Source organism: Streptomyces sp. NPDC058001, assembly GCF_042886315.1.
In the GTDB taxonomy this organism is placed as follows: Bacteria; Actinomycetota; Actinomycetes; order Streptomycetales; family Streptomycetaceae; genus Streptomyces.
In genome coordinates, this window is the sequence record NZ_JBHVQT010000012.1 from 248,094 (window position 1) to 264,695 (window position 16,602).

19 protein-coding genes and 1 pseudogene are annotated in these 16,602 nt (G+C 70.6%); 19 read left to right on the plus strand and 1 reads right to left on the minus strand.

Going from position 1 to position 16,602, the window contains the following annotated elements:
* The 17 genes from ACFVT5_RS29595 to ACFVT5_RS29675 all read left to right on the plus strand — a co-directional run.
* The coding region (locus ACFVT5_RS29595) for a hypothetical protein (RefSeq protein ID WP_389894267.1) at positions 1-475 on the plus strand (475 nt) is incomplete at its 5' end.
* A 279-nt stretch (positions 476-754) separates the two neighbouring features.
* Positions 755-1,183: a 30S ribosomal protein S16 gene (gene rpsP, locus ACFVT5_RS29600; RefSeq protein WP_389894269.1), complete on the plus strand. Its 429-nt coding sequence runs from the start codon at positions 755-757 to the stop codon at positions 1,181-1,183.
* A gap of 2 nt (positions 1,184-1,185) precedes the next feature.
* Positions 1,186-1,425, plus strand: coding sequence for an RNA-binding protein (locus tag ACFVT5_RS29605; RefSeq protein WP_389894271.1), 240 nt, complete (start codon positions 1,186-1,188; stop codon positions 1,423-1,425).
* Positions 1,426-1,569: 144 nt separating this feature from the next.
* Positions 1,570-2,130, plus strand: a complete 561-nt coding sequence (gene rimM / locus ACFVT5_RS29610; RefSeq protein WP_389894273.1) for a ribosome maturation factor RimM — start codon at positions 1,570-1,572, stop codon at positions 2,128-2,130.
* On the plus strand, positions 2,130-2,951 hold the full coding sequence (trmD, locus tag ACFVT5_RS29615; RefSeq protein ID WP_389894274.1) for a tRNA (guanosine(37)-N1)-methyltransferase TrmD: 822 nt from the start codon (positions 2,130-2,132) through the stop codon (positions 2,949-2,951). Before rimM ends, trmD begins: the two co-directional genes overlap by 1 nt.
* Positions 2,952-3,085: 134 nt before the next feature.
* The gene (gene rplS / locus ACFVT5_RS29620) at positions 3,086-3,436 is read left to right on the plus strand and encodes a 50S ribosomal protein L19 (RefSeq protein WP_389894276.1); all 351 of its coding nucleotides are present in this window, start codon (positions 3,086-3,088) and stop codon (positions 3,434-3,436) included.
* Positions 3,437-3,528: 92 nt separating this feature from the next.
* The gene (gene lepB / locus ACFVT5_RS29625) at positions 3,529-4,296 is read left to right on the plus strand and encodes a signal peptidase I (protein ID WP_389894278.1); all 768 of its coding nucleotides are present in this window, start codon (positions 3,529-3,531) and stop codon (positions 4,294-4,296) included.
* Positions 4,289-5,356, plus strand: coding sequence for a signal peptidase I (gene lepB, locus ACFVT5_RS29630; protein WP_389894280.1), 1,068 nt, complete (start codon positions 4,289-4,291; stop codon positions 5,354-5,356). The genes lepB (ACFVT5_RS29625) and lepB (ACFVT5_RS29630) overlap by 8 nt, the downstream gene beginning before the upstream one ends.
* A complete protein-coding gene (gene lepB, locus ACFVT5_RS29635) occupies positions 5,253-6,332 on the plus strand; it encodes a signal peptidase I (protein ID WP_389894282.1) in 1,080 nt (359 codons plus the stop codon). The genes lepB (ACFVT5_RS29630) and lepB (ACFVT5_RS29635) overlap by 104 nt, the downstream gene beginning before the upstream one ends.
* Positions 6,333-6,411: 79 nt before the next feature.
* Positions 6,412-7,164 carry a signal peptidase I gene (gene lepB, locus ACFVT5_RS29640; protein WP_389894284.1) on the plus strand — a complete coding sequence of 251 codons (753 nt, stop codon included), beginning with the start codon at positions 6,412-6,414 and terminating at the stop codon, positions 7,162-7,164.
* Between the two features lie 28 nt (positions 7,165-7,192).
* Complete coding sequence (locus tag ACFVT5_RS29645; RefSeq protein WP_389894464.1) at positions 7,193-7,720, plus strand: NUDIX hydrolase; 528 nt, start codon at positions 7,193-7,195, stop codon at positions 7,718-7,720.
* Between the two features lie 55 nt (positions 7,721-7,775).
* Positions 7,776-8,084, plus strand: coding sequence for a DUF2469 domain-containing protein (locus ACFVT5_RS29650; protein ID WP_003993268.1), 309 nt, complete (start codon positions 7,776-7,778; stop codon positions 8,082-8,084).
* Between the two features lie 158 nt (positions 8,085-8,242).
* Positions 8,243-8,605, plus strand: a complete 363-nt coding sequence (locus ACFVT5_RS29655; protein WP_389894287.1) for a YraN family protein — start codon at positions 8,243-8,245, stop codon at positions 8,603-8,605.
* Positions 8,605-10,230 carry a YifB family Mg chelatase-like AAA ATPase gene (locus ACFVT5_RS29660; RefSeq protein ID WP_389894289.1) on the plus strand — a complete coding sequence of 542 codons (1,626 nt, stop codon included), beginning with the start codon at positions 8,605-8,607 and terminating at the stop codon, positions 10,228-10,230. The genes ACFVT5_RS29655 and ACFVT5_RS29660 overlap by 1 nt, the downstream gene beginning before the upstream one ends.
* On the plus strand, positions 10,227-11,462 hold the full coding sequence (gene dprA, locus ACFVT5_RS29665; protein ID WP_389894291.1) for a DNA-processing protein DprA: 1,236 nt from the start codon (positions 10,227-10,229) through the stop codon (positions 11,460-11,462). The genes ACFVT5_RS29660 and dprA overlap by 4 nt, the downstream gene beginning before the upstream one ends.
* A 291-nt stretch (positions 11,463-11,753) precedes the next feature.
* The gene (gene whiG / locus ACFVT5_RS29670) at positions 11,754-12,590 is read left to right on the plus strand and encodes an RNA polymerase sigma factor WhiG (RefSeq protein WP_389894293.1); all 837 of its coding nucleotides are present in this window, start codon (positions 11,754-11,756) and stop codon (positions 12,588-12,590) included.
* Positions 12,591-12,763: 173 nt separating this feature from the next.
* A complete protein-coding gene (locus ACFVT5_RS29675) occupies positions 12,764-13,321 on the plus strand; it encodes a TetR/AcrR family transcriptional regulator (protein ID WP_389894295.1) in 558 nt (185 codons plus the stop codon).
* A 120-nt stretch (positions 13,322-13,441) separates the two neighbouring features.
* Here ACFVT5_RS29675 and ACFVT5_RS29680 read toward each other — a convergent pair.
* Positions 13,442-14,086: pseudogene (locus ACFVT5_RS29680) on the minus strand (peptidoglycan DD-metalloendopeptidase family protein); the annotation flags it as partial.
* A gap of 287 nt (positions 14,087-14,373) precedes the next feature.
* On the opposite strand from ACFVT5_RS29680, the gene rpsB reads away from it, so the two are divergent.
* Entirely contained in the window at positions 14,374-15,333 is a 960-nt protein-coding gene (gene rpsB / locus ACFVT5_RS29685) for a 30S ribosomal protein S2 (RefSeq protein ID WP_389894297.1), read from the plus strand.
* A gap of 202 nt (positions 15,334-15,535) precedes the next feature.
* Entirely contained in the window at positions 15,536-16,381 is an 846-nt protein-coding gene (gene tsf / locus ACFVT5_RS29690) for a translation elongation factor Ts (protein WP_389894299.1), read from the plus strand.
* The last annotated feature ends 221 nt before the right edge of the window (positions 16,382-16,602 follow it).

Here is a 16,602-nt window from a genome sequence, read left to right on the forward strand (position 1 = left end):
GTCGGCTGGCGGGCATTACTTTCACTCCTACGTACGGTTCCTTTGGCCCTCCCCGCCATTCGCCCCGGCGCGGGTTGCCCCCCCCACCCCGCGCGCCGGCCGATACCACAACCGCAGATTCCTCGCGATCGCCGAGGAGCTGGGTCTGGATCACCCCGATGAACCGCACCCGAGCAGCGGATTCTCGCTGGTCACCCTCAATCCCGAGGCGAAGAAGCGGTATCGGCCGACGATGGAGCGGTTGCAGCGTGCCCTCAAGGCACACACCGTTGCCACCGAGTCCGACACCGCCCGTAGCTTCCGGGGCCCCGCCGCGCGCCATGGCTCCTCCGGTGGAGGGGTGCGCGTCAAGGCGGTGTGCGACTGCGGGCGCAATGTCCGCGTCGTCCCGTCGGTCCTCGCCCAGGCGCCGATCGTCTGCGGCGGCTGCGGCAAGCCGTTCCGTATCCCCGAACCGGTAGCCGTGGCCAGTTAGGCACACGGGCCGGTGACCGAGTGGCCGACCGGCCCGCGGCCCGCCGGGAACCGGCGCGCGAGCTGCCGCGCCGGTCCGGGGGCTGCCCCGCGCGCGGGGTGCGCGGGCACCGGGTCGGTGGCCCTCAGGGCGTATGGCACAATGGCTAGCTGTACTCGACAGTCGAACAGGACCCCTCTCTTCCTCCGGCTGACGCGTCCATCGGGCACTCGGGTACCGCAACCCCACGCGGCCATCCGCCCGTGCCCAACCCCGTCAAGACCAGGAGACACCACTTCCGTGGCAGTCAAGATCAAGCTGAAGCGTCTGGGCAAGATCCGTTCGCCTCACTACCGCATCGTCGTCGCCGACTCCCGTACCCGCCGTGACGGCCGGGCCATCGAGGAGATCGGCCTGTACCACCCGGTGCAGAACCCGTCGCGCATGGAGGTCGACGCCGAGCGTGTCGCGTACTGGCTGGGTGTCGGCGCGCAGCCGACCGAGCCCGTACTCGCCATCCTCAAGAAGACCGGCGACTGGCAGAAGTTCAAGGGCGAGCCCGCCCCGCCGCCGCTGCTCCAGCCGGCCGAGAAGGCCACGCGCCCGTTGTTCGACGCCCTCGGCGGCGACGACAGCGCCAAGGGTGAGGCCATCACCCAGAAGAAGAAGGCTGAGAAGAAGGACGACGCCACCGCCGAGTCCTCCGCCTCTGAGTCGACCGGAGCCTGAGCATGGTCGAGGAGGCTCTTGAGCACCTCGTCAAGGGCATCGTCGACAACCCGGACGATGTGCAGGTCGCCTCGCGCAACCTGCGCCGAGGGCGGGTCCTGGAGGTCCGGGTGCACCCCGACGACCTCGGCAAGGTGATCGGTCGCAACGGCCGCACGGCACGCGCTCTGCGCACCGTCGTGGGCGCCATCGGCGGCCGGGGAGTCCGCGTCGACCTCGTCGACGTCGACCAGGTCCACTGACGCCGCGATCAGGCAGTTGACGCCTTACTCAGGCAGTACGCAGCACCGGCTCGGGCCGGGGAGGGCTTCGCGGCCCGCCCCGGCCCGTAGTCGTGCCGGAACCCGTATTTCTACGCGAAGTCGTGTCCGACAGGAGAACGAGCAGTGCAGCTGGTAGTCGCACGGATCGGCCGCGCCCACGGCATCAAGGGCGAGGTCACCGTCGAGGTACGCACCGACGAGCCGGAGCTGCGGCTCGCGCCCGGTGCCGTACTGACCACCGACCCGTCCGCGACGGGCCCCCTGACCATCGCGACCGGCCGGGTGCACAGCGGGCGGCTGCTGCTGCGCTTCGAGGGCGTCCGCGACCGGAGCGGCGCCGAAGCACTCCGCAACACCCTCCTCATCGCCGACGTCGACCCCGACGAGCGTCCCGAAGAGCCCGACGAGTACTACGACCACCAGCTGATGGACCTCGACGTCGTCACCGGCGACGGCACCCTCGTCGGGCGGATCACCGAGATCTCCCATCTGCCCTCGCAGGACCTCTTCGTCGTGGAACGCCCCGACGGCAGCGAGGTGTTGATCCCGTTCGTCCAGGAGATCGTCACCGAGATCGACCTCGACGCCCAGCGCGCCGTCATCGAGCCCCCGCCCGGCCTGATCGACGGGGACACCGTGGACGCGGTGAAGGACGAGGACGATGACGCGGGGGACGTCGGCTGATGCGTCTCGACGTCCTCACCATCTTCCCCGAGTACCTCGACCCGCTGAACGTCTCCCTCGTCGGCAAGGCACGCGCGCGGGGACAGCTCGACGTCCGCGTCCACGACCTGCGCGCGTGGGCGTACGACCGCCACCACACCGTCGACGACACCCCCTACGGCGGCGGCCCCGGCATGGTCATGAAGACGGAACCCTGGGGCGAGGCACTCGACACCACCCTCGCCGAGGGCTACGAGAACGGCGCCCACGACCCCGTACTCGTCGTCCCGACGCCCAGCGGACGCCCCTTCACACAGGAACTCGCCGTCGCGCTCTCCGCCCACCCCTGGCTGATCTTCACGCCCGCGCGGTACGAGGGCATCGACCGCCGCGTCATGGACGAGTACGCGACCCGGCTGCCCGTCCACGAGGTGTCCATCGGCGACTACGTCCTGGCCGGCGGGGAAGCCGCGGTCCTGGTCATCACCGAGGCCGTCGTCCGGCTGCTGCCCGGCGTCCTCGGCAACGCGGAGTCCCACCGCGACGACTCCTTCGCCCCCGGCGCCATGGCCGACCTCCTGGAAGGCCCCGTCTACACCAAGCCGCCCGAGTGGCGCGGCCGGGAGATCCCCGAGGTGCTGCTCAGCGGCCACCACGGCAGGATCGCCCGCTGGCGCCGCGACGAGGCCCTGCGGCGCACCAGCGCGCACCGGCCCGACCTGATCGAGCGCTGCGACCCCTCCGCCCTCGACAAGAAGGACCGGGAAACCCTCTCGATCCTGGGCTGGGCGCCCGGCCCCGACGGCCGATTTTGGCGCAGGCCGGACGCCGTGGAAGAATAGGCCGCTGTTGTGCGCCGCCTGGCGTGCGCCCCTGCCACAGGGGGACACGACGCCCGCCCGCGCAGCACGGCAGTCACTTCACTCTTCGACACTCCGCCGATGACCTGTGGCATGGGCGAGGAAAGCAGACGATCATGACCCACCTGCTCGACACCGTCGACAGCGCTTCGCTGCGCACCGACATCCCGGCCTTCCGTCCGGGCGACACCGTCAACGTCCACGTGCGCGTCATCGAGGGCAACCGCTCCCGTGTGCAGCAGTTCAAGGGCGTTGTCATCCGTCGCCAGGGCGCCGGTGTCCGTGAGACCTTCACGGTCCGCAAGGTCTCGTTCTCCGTAGGCGTCGAGCGCACCTTCCCGGTGCACACCCCGATCGTCGAGAAGATCGAACTGGTCACCCGCGGTGATGTGCGTCGCGCGAAGCTGTACTACCTGCGCGACCTCCGTGGCAAGGCCGCGAAGATCAAGGAGAAGCGCGAGAAGTGAGTGCGTAACGCCGCTGCCGACCGACCGGTGCGCGGCGTCACGTACCGCCTCGCGCGCGGTGTTCCCGCGGGGCCGGATAGCATCTGGCCCCGATGGACACCGCAGCACAGCACACGGAGCGCGACCGCTCCTCCCGTACCCCCGACGCCACGGAAGTCGATTCCGTGGAGCCGAAGGACCAGGAGGAGCGGTCGCGTTCTGTTTTTCAAGGTCGGCGCACCTGGGGACCCGGAAAGCTCGCGCAGGCGGTACCGGGCGGGCGGATCACCCTGACCCTGCTGTCCTGCCTGGTGTTTCTGCTGCTCCTCAGCCGCTTCGTGCTCCAGCCCTTCGAGATCCCCAGCAGCTCCATGGAGCCCGGACTGCACATCGGGGACCGCGTACTCGTCAACAAGGTGGCGTACCGTTTCGGGTCGGAGCCGCGGCGCGGTGACGTCGTCGTGTTCGACGGCACCGGATACTTCGGCGACGCCGACTACATCAAGCGCGTGGTCGGTGTGGGGGGAGACCGCGTGGTGTGCTGCGACAGCCAGGGGAGGATCGAGGTGAACGGCCGATCCGTCGACGAGACGTATCTGCATCGGGGGGACACACCGTCCCAGGTGCCGTTCGACGTCGTCGTACCCGACGGCAGGCTCTTCCTCCTCGGTGACCACCGCAGCAACTCCAGCGACTCCCGCGACCACCTCGGTTCACCCGGCGGCGGCATGATCCCCGTCACGGCCGTCGTCGGCCGCGCCGACTGGATCGCATGGCCCCTCGCACGCTGGATGTCCCTGGAGCAGCCGGACACCTACGCGCGCGTGCCCGCGCCCGGCGCTGACACCGCTCAGCCGGCCGGTGGCGGCACACATGGGTAACCGGGGCCGCCCACGCGGCAGCGAGGGCGATACGCGGCTGCCCACCGGGTCCCGCCCGACCAGCGGACCCGTCCTGCCCGGACGGGCCGACCGGCGCAGGCTCGCCCGCAAGGTGAAACGGCGCAGGCAGCGCTCCGCCGTCAAGGAGATACCCCTCCTCATCGGCGTCGCCCTCCTCATCGCCCTGGTCCTCAAGACCTTCCTCGTGCAGGCGTTCGTCATCCCGTCCGGGTCCATGGAGCAGACGATCCGGATCGGCGACCGCGTCCTCGTGGACAAGCTCACGCCCTGGTTCGGCGCCAAGCCGCAGCGCGGTGACGTCGTCGTCTTCAAGGACCCCGGCGGCTGGCTGGAGGACGAGACGGGCAAACCCAAGAACGACCCCGTCGTCGTCAAGCAGGTCAAGGCGGGCCTCACCTTCATCGGACTGCTGCCATCGGACAACGAACGCGACCTGATCAAGCGGGTCGTCGCGGTCGGCGGTGACACCGTCAAGTGCTGCGACGGCCAGGGCCGCGTCACCGTCAACGGCGTCCCGCTCAACGAGCCGTACATCAACCCCGGCAACAAGCCGTCGGAGTTCGCCTTCGAGGTGAAGGTGCCCCCCGGGCGGCTGTGGGTGATGGGCGACCACCGGGCCAACTCCGCCGACTCGCGCTTCCATCGCACCGAGGCGTACAGCGGCACCGTCTCCGAGGACAGCGTCGTCGGGCGGGCCCGCTGGATCGCGTTCCCCTTCAACCACTGGCGCAGCCTTGAGGAGCCCGACACCTACGCGCGCGTGCCCGACGCGGGTGCCGGGCCGGGCGGCGCCACAGCGGCGTCGCATAGGGTGGCCCCCGCGGATCTCAATGGAATGATCCCGCTCCCGACCCCTGCGGAACTCCCGCTCGTTATGGGAGTGGTGGGCCTGCGTCGCATCTGGGGCAGGCGGCGGCACGGAATGAGGAGTGGATGTGGGGGATTTGGCGGTCGGCGCACGATCCGGACACGATGGCCCCGAAGAGCGGCCGGACAACCCCGAGGAGGCCGGCAGTTCCCCGGAGGGCAGGACCTCTGACGGCATGAGCCCCGACCCGAACGGCCCGTACGGCCCGGACGGCGACAGGTCCGGCACCCAAGGACCAGGCTTCGGCGACGGCTCCGGTGCCGACGGTGGACCCGGCGGCGACGGACCCGGTACCAAAGACGCGGGGCCCAAGAAGCCGCGATCGTTCTGGAAGGAGCTGCCGCTCCTCATCGGAATCGCCCTGGTCCTCGCCCTGATCATCAAGACCTTCCTGGTCCAGGCATTCTCGATCCCCTCGGACTCGATGCAGAACACCCTCCAGCAGGGCGACCGGGTGCTCGTGGACAAACTGACACCGTGGTTCGGCTCCGAGCCCGAGCGCGGCGAGGTCGTCGTCTTTCACGACCCGGACAACTGGCTGGCGGGCGAGCCGACCCCTCAGGTGAACCCGGTGCAGAAGGCCCTCAGCTGGATCGGCCTGATGCCGTCCGCCGAGGAGAAGGACCTCATCAAGCGCGTCATCGGTGTCGGCGGCGACACGGTGGAGTGCAAGGGCACGGGCCCGCTGAAGGTCAACGGCAAGGCGCTCAACGAGCCGTATGTGTACCCCGGCAACACCCCGTGCAGCGTTGACGACCAGGGCGGCCAGTTCAAGATCACGGTGCCCAAGGGCAAAATCTGGGTCATGGGCGACCACCGGCAGAACTCGCTGGACTCCCGGTACCACCAGCAGGACAAGGACCAGGGCGCGGTGCCCGTCGATAATGTCGTCGGTCGCGCCGTCGTGATCGCCTGGCCGCCCACCCGCTGGTCCACGCTGCCGGTTCCCGACACCTTCGACCAGCCGGGCCTCAGCAGGGCGCTCGCCGCCGCACCCGGTGCGCTGGGCCTCGCGGGCGCGGTGCCGGTCGTCCTGTGGCTCCGGCGCCGGCCTTCGGTGGCGGAGACCAGGGGTCCGGTGGCGGCGGTCACCGGTGCTCCGGTGGCGGCGGACACCAGGGTTTCTGGCGGGGGTACCGCCGGGTAGGGTGCCGTCCCAGATCGCCGATCATCCCCGCGCGTATCCGGCCGGGAGATCGGCTCTCCGACCTGGGGGAGCACCGGACATGAGCGGGACACGTCGTACGGACGAGGGCCATGGCAGGCTCGGCAGCGTGCTGTCGGGGCTGGCCGTGGCCCTCGGCTGTGTGCTCTTCCTCGGCGGATTCGTGTGGGGTGCCTTGGTGTACCAGCCGTACACCGTGCCGACCGAGTCCATGTCGCCGACGATCGGCGCGGGCGACCGGGTACTGGCCCAGCGCGTCGACGGCGACCAGGTGCGGCGCGGTGATGTCGTCGTCTTCAACCAGGCCACCTGGGGCGACCTCCCCATGGTGAAGCGGGTCGTCGCGGTCGGCGGTGACACGGTCACCTGCTGCACCGACGGCAAGCTGACCGTCAACGGCAAGCCGATCGACGAGACATATCTGCTCTCCGACCAGGCGGCGTCCCTGACCGGCATCCCCAAGACCGTCGTCCCCGAGGGCCGCCTCTTCCTCCTCGGTGACGAGCGCAGCGGCTCCCTCGACTCGACGGCCCACCTCCAGGACGCCGGCGGCGGCGCCGTACCGCGCAGCGCGGTGGCCGCCCGCGTGGACGCCGTGGTGTGGCCCATGGACGGCATGCTGGAAAGGCCGCACGGATTCGACGTCCTGCCCGGCGGTGTCTCGCAGCCGGGTCCCCTGCGGATCATGCTCACGCTGGTCGTGGTGGGCGCGGTGCTGGTACTCGGTGGCGCCGCGTACGGGCCGCTGGCGAAGCGGGCCGCGCGCCGGCAGGGACCAGGCGGCGGGCGGAAGGAGCTGGCCGGTGTCGGCTGAGGAATCGACGGGTGCCGCGCGGGGGGATGTGGCGCACGGGGATGTCGCGCACGGACATGTGGCGCACGGGGATGTCGCGCTGCGGCGAGTGGCGCGGGTCGTGCTGCTCGATCCGGCGGAGCGCATCCTGCTGCTGCACGGCCATGAGCCGGGCGATCCGTCCGACGCCTGGTGGTTCACGCCCGGCGGCGGCCTGGAGGGCGACGAGTCCCGCGAACAGGCCGCCCTGCGCGAACTCGCCGAGGAGACCGGCATCACGGACGTCGAACTGGGCCCGGTCCTGTGGCACCGGGTCTGTTCCTTCCCCTTCGCCGGACGCCGCTGGGACCAGGACGAGTGGTACTACCTGGCCCGTACGAGCCAGACCGCGACCGCCCCGACCGCGCTGACCGACCTGGAACGACGCAGTGTCGCGGGAGCACGCTGGTGGACGTGCCAGGAACTGGCCGAAGCGCATGAGACGGTGTACCCGACCAGACTCGCCGAGCTGCTCCGCAGGCTGCTCGACGAAGGCCCCCCTGCCGATCCCGAGACCTTGGACACCGAAATCGTCTAGGGGCACGCGGTGCTGGCGCACAATGGGGGGACGCACGGCTGAAGGGGAACATGCCATGAGCGCCGAGGACCTCGAAAAGTACGAGACCGAGATGGAGCTGAAGCTCTACCGGGAGTACCGCGATGTCGTCGGTCTGTTCAAATACGTGATCGAGACCGAGCGGCGTTTCTACCTCACCAATGACTACGAGATGCAGGTGCACTCGGTCCAGGGTGAGGTGTTCTTCGAGGTGTCGATGGCGGACGCCTGGGTGTGGGACATGTACCGACCCGCCCGCTTCGTGAAGCAGGTGAGGGTGTTGACGTTCAAGGACGTGAACATTGAGGAACTGAACAAGAGTGATCTGGAGCTTCCGAGCGGCTGAGTGGCTGAGTGGCTGAGCGGTTGACTGGTGCGGTGGTCACCCCTTGAGGTCGCCGCACCCTCACGGGTGACGGGGTTGTCCACAGTCGTGAGGTTGTCCACCAAGATCCAATAGCTTGTCGCTCCGGCCCCACTGTGGGCGTCGGAGGTGGTGCCGACATGAACGCACGAGGTGCACTCGGCAAGTACGGCGAAGAGCTGGCCGCGCGGCGGCTGACCGAGGCCGGTATGACGGTCCTGGAGCGCAACTGGCGCTGTGGCAGGACCGGTGAGATCGACATCGTGGCCCGCGAGGGCGACGTCCTGGTGGTCTGCGAGGTCAAGACCCGCAGGGAGCGCTCCTTCGAGCATCCGATGGCCGCGGTCACCCCGGTCAAGGCGGAGCGCCTGCGGGGCCTCGCGGAGCGATGGGTCCAGGAACACGGGGGCGCGCCACCCGGCGGCGTCCGTATCGACCTGGTCGGCATCCTCGTCCCGCGGCGCGGCGCACCCGCGGTCGAGCATGTGCGGGGGGCGGCCTGATGGGATTCGCCCGTACGTGCTCGGTGGCCCTGGTCGGTGTGGAGGGCGTCGTTGTCGAGGTCCAGGCCGATCTGGAACCGGGCGTCGCCGCCTTCACCCTGGTGGGCCTGCCCGACAAGAGCCTGACCGAGAGCCGCGACCGGGTCAGGGCCGCGGTGGTCAACTCCGGCGGCGAGTGGCCGCAGAAGAAACTGACCGTGGGGCTGAGCCCGGCCTCGGTCCCCAAGAGCGGCAGCGGCTTCGACCTCGCCGTGGCCAGCGCGGTGCTCGGCGCGTCCGAGCGCATCGACCCGCGGGTGCTGGCCGACATCGTGATGATCGGCGAACTGGGACTCGACGGCCGGGTCCGCCCGGTCCGCGGCGTCCTGCCCGCGGTCCTCGCGGCGGCCGACGCGGGGTACGAACAGGTGGTGGTCCCGGAGAGCACGGCGGCGGAGGCGTCACTGGTGCCGGGCATCTCGGTGCTGGGCGTGCGCAGCCTGCGCCAGCTCATCGCCGTACTCACGGACGAGCCCGTGCCGCACGAGGAACCCGACCAGGCGGGCCGCCCCGACCCGATGCTCGCCGGACTGTGTCTGCCCGGGGCCGGCCTGGGCGGCGCTCTGTCCGCCCTCGGCACGGCCGCCCACGACCAGGCCCATGACTTCGCGGACGTCGTCGGCCAGCAGTCGGCGCGTACGGCGGTGGAGGTCGCGGCGGCCGGCGGCCACCATGTGTTCCTCCAGGGACCGCCGGGCGCGGGCAAGACGATGCTCGCGGAGCGGCTCCCGTCGATCCTGCCGCCACTGCCCAGGGCTCAGTCCCTGGAGGTCACGGCGATCCACTCGGTGGCGGGCATACTGCCCCCGGGCAAGCCCCTGGTCGACGTCCCGCCGTACTGCGCCCCGCACCACTCGTCGACGATGCAGTCCCTGGTCGGCGGTGGCCAGGGCATCGCCCGCCCGGGGGCCGTGTCCCTCTCGCACCGGGGAGTGCTCTTCCTCGACGAGGCGCCGGAGTTCAGCGGACAGGCCCTGGACGCCCTGCGCCAGCCCTTGGAGTCCGGGCATGTGGTGATCGCGCGCAGTGCTGGAGTGGTCCGCTTTCCGGCCCGGTTCATGATGGTCCTCGCGGCGAATCCGTGCCCCTGCGGACGCTTCAGCGAGACCGGTGACACGTGCGACTGCTCGCCGTCCGCGATCCGCCGCTATCAGGCACGGCTCTCCGGGCCGCTCCTCGACCGCGTCGACCTCCGTGTCCAGGTCGAGCGGGTCACCCGGGCCGAACTGACGGCGGTGGGTACCCGGGGCGAAACCACCAGAACCGTCGCCGACCGGGTCCACGCGGCACGGGAGAGAGCGGCCCTGCGGCTGAGGGAGACCCCCTGGCGGACCAACGGCGAGGTGCCCGGCCATGTGCTGCGCACCCGCTGGCACCCCGAACCCGGTTCCATGGCCGAACCCGAACGCTGTCTGGAGCGGAACCTGTTGACCGCTCGCGGACTGGACCGTGTCCTGCGCCTGGCCTGGACGATCGCGGACCTGGCGGGGCGCGGCCGGCCCGACAAGACCGACGTCGACCTGGCCCTGCAACTGCGGACCGGGATCTCCCGTGGGGTTCCCTTGGCCATCGGGGCGACGGGATGACCGGTACGGGACCGGTCGTCGGTACGGGCCCTGACGACGGCACCGCCCCTACTGCCGGGATCACCCCAGCCGCCGGCACCGGACCCCCCTACAACGACGAGCGGCTCGCCCGGGTCGCCCTCACCCGCGTCATCGAACCGGGCGACGAGGTGGGCGGACGGTGGCTGCGGGAGTACGGGCCGGTGTCCGTGGCCGCCCGGCTGCGGCGAGGTGGGGAGCGGCTGCCCGGGGTCACGGCCACCCGATGGGCGGGGCTGTGCGCCCGTGCTCAGCGGATGCGCCCGCGCCGGGACCTGGCAACCGCCGAGGAGGCCGGGGTGCGGTTCCTGTGTCCCGGTGACGGCGAATGGCCGGCCCAACTTGACGATCTGGGGGACGCCCGGCCCACCGGACTGTGGGTGCGGGGCGGTCCCAGCCTGCGGATATGGGCTCTGCGCTCCGTCGCCGTGGTCGGCGCACGGGCCTGTACCGAGTACGGCGCGCATATGGCCGCCCGCCTCGCGGCTGGCCTCGCCGAACAGGGCTGGGTCGTCGTCTCCGGCGGGGCGTACGGCATCGACGGCGCCGCACATCGCGGCGCACTCGGGGCGGGCGGGGCCACGGTCGCGGTGCTGGCCTGCGGGGTCGACCGGCCCTACCCCCGGGGTCACGCCCGGCTGATCGGGCGGATCGCGGAACAGGGGCTGGTCGTGGGCGAGTTGCCGCCGGGGGACCATCCGACGCCGAGCCGGTTCATCCTCCGCAACCGGGTGATCGCGGCGCTCACCCGGGGGACCGTCGTCGTGGAGGCCGCGTACCGCAGTGGCGCCCTGTCCACGGCCCGCAGCGCCGGGCATCTCGGGCGGATCACCATGGGCGTGCCGGGGCCCGCCACCAGCGGGCTCTCGGCAGGGGTGCACGAACTGCTGCGGACCGACGCCGTCCTGGTCACCGACGCGGCGGATGTGGTCGAACTCGTCGGGAACATCGGACAGCTGGCACCACCCCGACGCGGTCCGGTCCTGCCGCGCGATCTGCTCGACCCGGGCGCCGCCCGCGTGCTCGCCGCCCTGCCCGCCGACCGCCCGGCCGGGGCGGCGGACATCGCGCGGGACGCGACGACGACCGAGGACGACGCGATCGGCCGACTGTACGAACTTCACTCACTGGGGTTCGTCGAAAGACACGGCGACGGCTGGCAGTTGACACGCCAGACAATGAGCCCGACACCACAACCTGGGCACGGAGAGTGATCGATATGGCCTCTGGCATGTGCAGAATCGCTTTGACCTCGGGGGATCGGTGAAGTGGCGTGATGTCACCGTCGCGCTGAGTGACGAAATCGACTCACCCGAGGCTCTAACGGAACGTATCTGCGCAGGTGTGATCCCCTGGCCTTCGCACACTGCGACACTGTAGTCACGCTACGCTCACAAGGACTCCGACCTCGACTGACGGCGCAGACGGCCTCGTCAGGTGTCCTGGACCGTGCGGACACCTCATCGGCCCCACCCAGCACACGGCAGAACGGCACAAGGCGACGAATGCCCCAGCACACCTCCGGGTCTGACCGGGCGGCTGCTCCCCCCGCAGCGCGCGGCAGCGTGCGCCCACCCGCCCCGACGACACTCGACGAATTGTGGAGGTCGTACAAGGCGACGGGCGACGGACGGTTGCGCGAGCAGCTGATCCTGCACTACTCACCGCTGGTGAAGTACGTCGCGGGCCGGGTGAGCGTCGGGCTCCCGCCCAATGTCGAACAGGCCGACTTCGTGTCCTCGGGGGTCTTCGGGCTCATCGACGCGATCGAGAAGTTCGACGTCGAACGCTCGATCAAGTTCGAGACCTATGCGATCACCCGGATCCGGGGCGCGATGATCGACGAGCTGCGCGCCCTGGACTGGATCCCCCGGTCCGTACGGCAGAAGGCGCGCAATGTCGAGCGGGCCTACGCCACGCTGGAGGCGCAGCTTCGGCGCACCCCGTCGGAGAGCGAGGTGGCCTCCGAGATGGGCATCGCGCTGGAGGAACTGCACGCGGTGTTCAGCCAGTTGTCGCTGGCCAATGTGGTGGCCCTGGAGGAGCTGCTGCACGTCGGTGGCGAGGGCGGCGACCGGCTCAGCCTGATGGACACCCTGGAGGACCACGCCGCCGACAACCCGGTGGAGGTCGCCGAGGACCGGGAGCTGCGAAGATTCCTCGCCCGCGCGATCAACACGCTGCCCGAGCGCGAGAAGACCGTCGTCACCCTCTACTACTACGAGGGGCTCACCCTCGCCGAGATCGGACATGTGCTCGGCGTGACCGAGAGCCGGGTGAGCCAGATCCACACCAAATCGGTCCTTCAGCTACGGGCCAAGCTGGCGAGTTTCGGCCGCTGAGCGAACCTCGCCAGTGAGCTGAATCGTCCCTGCCACCCGCCCGGCGAGAGAGCCCGCGCCCCGCCGACCAGATGCCCTCGGTGGCCGATCCGTAGCGACTCGTACCGTGCCCGTTCCCGTGGCGCGGCCCGCGTCCGTACAGTAGGTGCGTGCCAAGGATTCGAGCGGCCTCTGTGGCCGAGCACCGTTCGATGCAGCGCGGCGCCCTGCTGGACGCCGCACGGTCGCTGCTGTCCGAAGGGGGGACCGAGGCGCTGACCTTCCCCGCCCTCGCCGAGCGCACCGGCCTCGCCCGGTCGTCCGTGTACGAGTACTTCCGCTCCCGGGCCGCGGTCGTCGAAGAACTCTGTGAGGTCGACTTCCCCGTCTGGGCCGCCGAGGTCGAGGCCGCCATGGCCGGCGCCGAGAGCCCCGAGGGCAAGATCGAGGCGTATGTCCGGCAGCAGCTGGCGCTGGTCGGGGACCGGCGGCACCGCGCCGTCGTGGCGATCTCCGCGAGCGAGCTGGACGCGGGGGCCCGCGAGAAGATCCGGGCCGCGCACGGCGGGCTGGTCGCGATGATCGCCGAGGCGCTGCGTGCCCTGGGGCACGAGGAGCCGAGGCTCGCGGCGATGCTGCTCCAGGGGATCGTCGACGCGGCGGCGCGACGGGTCGAGCTGGGCGCCGCCGAGGAACCCGACGCGATCGCCGATGCCGCGGTCGCGATGGCCCTGCGGGGCGTGAGCGGCTGATCCGCCGGCGCGTGCGGGTCGCCGCGCGCCCTGGACTCGTACCAGTGCCCTGCGGGCAGCCCCACCTGTATCCGTACCCGTACGCGCACCTGTGCCCCGAGCCACACCTGGATCTGCCCCGCCGGTCAGTGGCAGCAGGCGGGACGGTCCTCTGGTCAGCAGCCAGGGCGGTAGCAGGGACAGCGGGTTCAGATAGGTCCGGCCCCGGAGCAGGCCCCAGTGCAGGCAGGGCGACCGGCAGTGGGCAGCCCCACCACCAGCCCCACCAGACCCGCCAGCCCCGCCGGCGTCACCCGGTGGGCGTTCCACATGCCCCACGACCTGCCCCGCCCCGACCTCGTCACCCCGCTCCACCACCGCCCGCACCGGCTCATACGTCGTGCGCAGGGGCGGGAGCCCCGTTGCCGTCAGCTCCACCGCGATCACGCCGCGTCCCGCGACCCGGCCTGCGAAGGACACCCGGCCCGCGGCCACCGCACGCACCGCGGCACCGGGCGCCGCCGCCAGATCCACGCCCCGGTGTCCCGCGCCGTACTCCGTGGCGGGCGGTTCCCAGCCGCGTAACACCGTGGGGCGCACCCCCACCGGCCACCCCCGGCCCACCGCCGGAACCGTCCCCGCCGTGCCGTCGGACCCCGACCCGCCGGGCGCCGCCGCGAGCAGCGCCCACACGGTCACCAGCGCCACGAGAGCGACGGCCGCGCTGGTCCAGGCCCCGCCTCGGGCGCCGCCCCGGGCTCCGCTCCATCCCCGTTCGCCATTCATGTCCGAACGGTCCCGTACCGCACGGCTTTTCGGGGATCTTGGTCGAGAACTGTGGATCATCGGCCGGTTGTGGACAACCGCGTCACCCGTGCGTCACCCGGCACCTCGCGGGTCCCGTACACTTCATGTGGCGATCCGGGTCACCGGGTCGACTTCGCACGCCCCGACATTTGCCCCTCTTCGGCAATGTCCGCGCTCCTCGGTCCCTCGTGGCACAGCGCGCCGGGGCGTCAGGCGCGACCGCCGTCCGGCGGATGCGACAACCGAGTACCAAGGAGAACACGGCCATGGCCGTCGTCACGATGCGGGAGCTGCTGGAAAGCGGCGTCCACTTCGGTCACCAGACCCGCCGTTGGAACCCGAAGATGAAGCGCTTCATCTTCACGGAGCGCAACGGCATCTACATCATCGACCTGCTCCAGTCGCTGTCGTACATCGACCGCGCCTTCGAGTTCGTCAAGGAGACCGTCGCCCACGGCGGCACGGTCATGTTCGTCGGCACCAAGAAGCAGGCGCAGGAGGCCATCGCGGAGCAGGCCACCCGCGTCGGCATGCCCTACGTCAACCAGCGCTGGCTGGGCGGCATGCTCACCAACTTCTCGACCGTCTACAAGCGTCTCCAGCGCCTCAAGGAGCTTGAGCAGATCGACTTCGAGGATGTGGCCGCCTCCGGCCTCACCAAGAAGGAGCTGCTGGTCCTCTCGCGCGAGAAGGCCAAGCTGGAGAAGACCCTCGGCGGTATCCGCGAGATGCAGAAGGTGCCCAGCGCCGTCTGGATCGTGGACACCAAGAAGGAGCACATCGCTGTCGGTGAGGCCCGGAAGCTCAACATTCCGGTGGTCGCCATCCTCGACACCAACTGTGACCCCGACGAGGTCGACTACAAGATCCCGGGCAACGACGACGCGATCCGCTCCGTCACCCTGCTCACCCGCGTGATCGCCGACGCCGTCGCCGAGGGCCTCATCGCCCGTTCCGGCGTCGCCACCGGTGACTCGAAGCCGGGCGAGAAGGCCGCCGGCGAGCCGCTCGCCGAGTGGGAGCGCGACCTCCTCGAAGGCGAGAAGAAGGCCGACGACGAGGCCGAGAAGCCCGCCGAGGCCGCTGCCGCCGACGAGAAGCCGGCCGAGGCCCCCGCCGACGCCGCTGCCGAGGCCCCTGCCGCTGAGGCCCCCGCCGCCGCCGAGGCTCCCGCTGCTGAGGCTCCCGCCGTCGAGGCCCCGGCCGCCGACGCCGAGCAGGGCTGACCACAGGCCGCGACAGGCCGCGAGCCGGGCTGATCCGAGACCGGACACGACGGCGGGGGCGGTGACATCCACTCCGTCCCCGCCGTCCACCCGTAGGTCGGCGGGACGACACACCGGCCTGCACAGCTAGCCGGTGTCCCCGTAGATCCCGGTGACCCCGCAGATCTTCGATCTTCCAGACTTCGAGAAAGATTCAAGACTCATGGCGAACTACACCGCCGCCGACGTCAAGAAGCTCCGTGAGCTGACCGGCGCCGGCATGATGGACTGCAAGAAGGCGCTGGACGAGGCCGACGGCAATGTCGAGAAGGCCGTCGAGCTGCTCCGCGTGAAGGGCCAGAAGGGCGTCGCCAAGCGCGAGGGCCGCTCCGCCGAGAACGGCGCCGTCGTCTCCCTCATCGCCGACGACAACACCTCCGGTGTCCTCCTTGAGCTGAAGTGCGAGACCGACTTCGTCGCCAAGGGCGAGAAGTTCCAGGCCGTCGCGAACCACCTCGCCGCGCACGTCGCCAAGACTTCCCCGGCCGACATCCAGGCGCTCCTCGCCTCCGAGATCGAGCCCGGCAAGACCGTCCAGGCGTACGTCGACGAGGCCAACGCCAACCTCGGCGAGAAGATCGTCCTGGACCGCTTCGCGCAGTTCACCGGCGGCTACGTCGCGGCGTACATGCACCGCACCATGCCCGACCTCCCGCCGCAGATCGGTGTCCTGGTCGAGCTGGACAAGGCGAACGACGAGGCCGCCGCGGTCGCCAGGAGCGTCGCGCAGCACATCGCCGCCTTCTCGCCGAAGTACCTCTCCCGCGAGGACGTCCCCGCCGACGTCGTCGAGGCCGAGCGTCGCATCGCCGAGGAGACCTCCCGCAAGGAGGGCAAGCCCGAGGCCGCGCTGCCCAAGATCGTCGAGGGGCGCGTCAACGGCTTCTTCAAGGAGGTCACCCTCCTGGACCAGCCCTTCGCGCACGACAACAAGAAGTCCGTCCGTAAGGTCCTGGACGAGGCCGGTGTCACCCTGAAGCGCTTCACGCGCGTCAAGGTCGGCATCTGAGTCCGTACCGCGATCGCCGCCGACCCCGCTAGGGTCGACAGCAGTCGCCCGCGTACGGACCGCCGTACGTGACGTACGGACGTCCGGACTGTGCGTCGCGCACGGCACGTGCGGCACGCACGCGACGGACGACCGCAGATCTGACGAGGAGGCCATTGCCGCGCATGGGTTGCCCACCACACCCCACCGGCAATGGCCTTCTTCGTATGTGCACCACGTAC

Coding starts and splice junctions, on each gene's coding strand:
- ACFVT5_RS29605 (WP_389894271.1), top strand. CDS start 1,186: ATGGTCGAGGAGGCTCTTGAGCACCTCGTCAAGGGCATCGTCGACAAC.
- trmD (WP_389894274.1), top strand. CDS start 2,130: ATGCGTCTCGACGTCCTCACCATCTTCCCCGAGTACCTCGACCCGCTG.
- rplS (WP_389894276.1), top strand. CDS start 3,086: ATGACCCACCTGCTCGACACCGTCGACAGCGCTTCGCTGCGCACCGAC.
- lepB (WP_389894278.1), top strand. CDS start 3,529: ATGGACACCGCAGCACAGCACACGGAGCGCGACCGCTCCTCCCGTACC.
- lepB (WP_389894280.1), top strand. CDS start 4,289: ATGGGTAACCGGGGCCGCCCACGCGGCAGCGAGGGCGATACGCGGCTG.
- lepB (WP_389894284.1), top strand. CDS start 6,412: ATGAGCGGGACACGTCGTACGGACGAGGGCCATGGCAGGCTCGGCAGC.
- ACFVT5_RS29650 (WP_003993268.1), top strand. CDS start 7,776: ATGAGCGCCGAGGACCTCGAAAAGTACGAGACCGAGATGGAGCTGAAG.
- ACFVT5_RS29655 (WP_389894287.1), top strand. CDS start 8,243: ATGAACGCACGAGGTGCACTCGGCAAGTACGGCGAAGAGCTGGCCGCG.
- ACFVT5_RS29660 (WP_389894289.1), top strand. CDS start 8,605: ATGGGATTCGCCCGTACGTGCTCGGTGGCCCTGGTCGGTGTGGAGGGC.
- dprA (WP_389894291.1), top strand. CDS start 10,227: ATGACCGGTACGGGACCGGTCGTCGGTACGGGCCCTGACGACGGCACC.
- whiG (WP_389894293.1), top strand. CDS start 11,754: ATGCCCCAGCACACCTCCGGGTCTGACCGGGCGGCTGCTCCCCCCGCA.
- rpsB (WP_389894297.1), top strand. CDS start 14,374: ATGGCCGTCGTCACGATGCGGGAGCTGCTGGAAAGCGGCGTCCACTTC.
- tsf (WP_389894299.1), top strand. CDS start 15,536: ATGGCGAACTACACCGCCGCCGACGTCAAGAAGCTCCGTGAGCTGACC.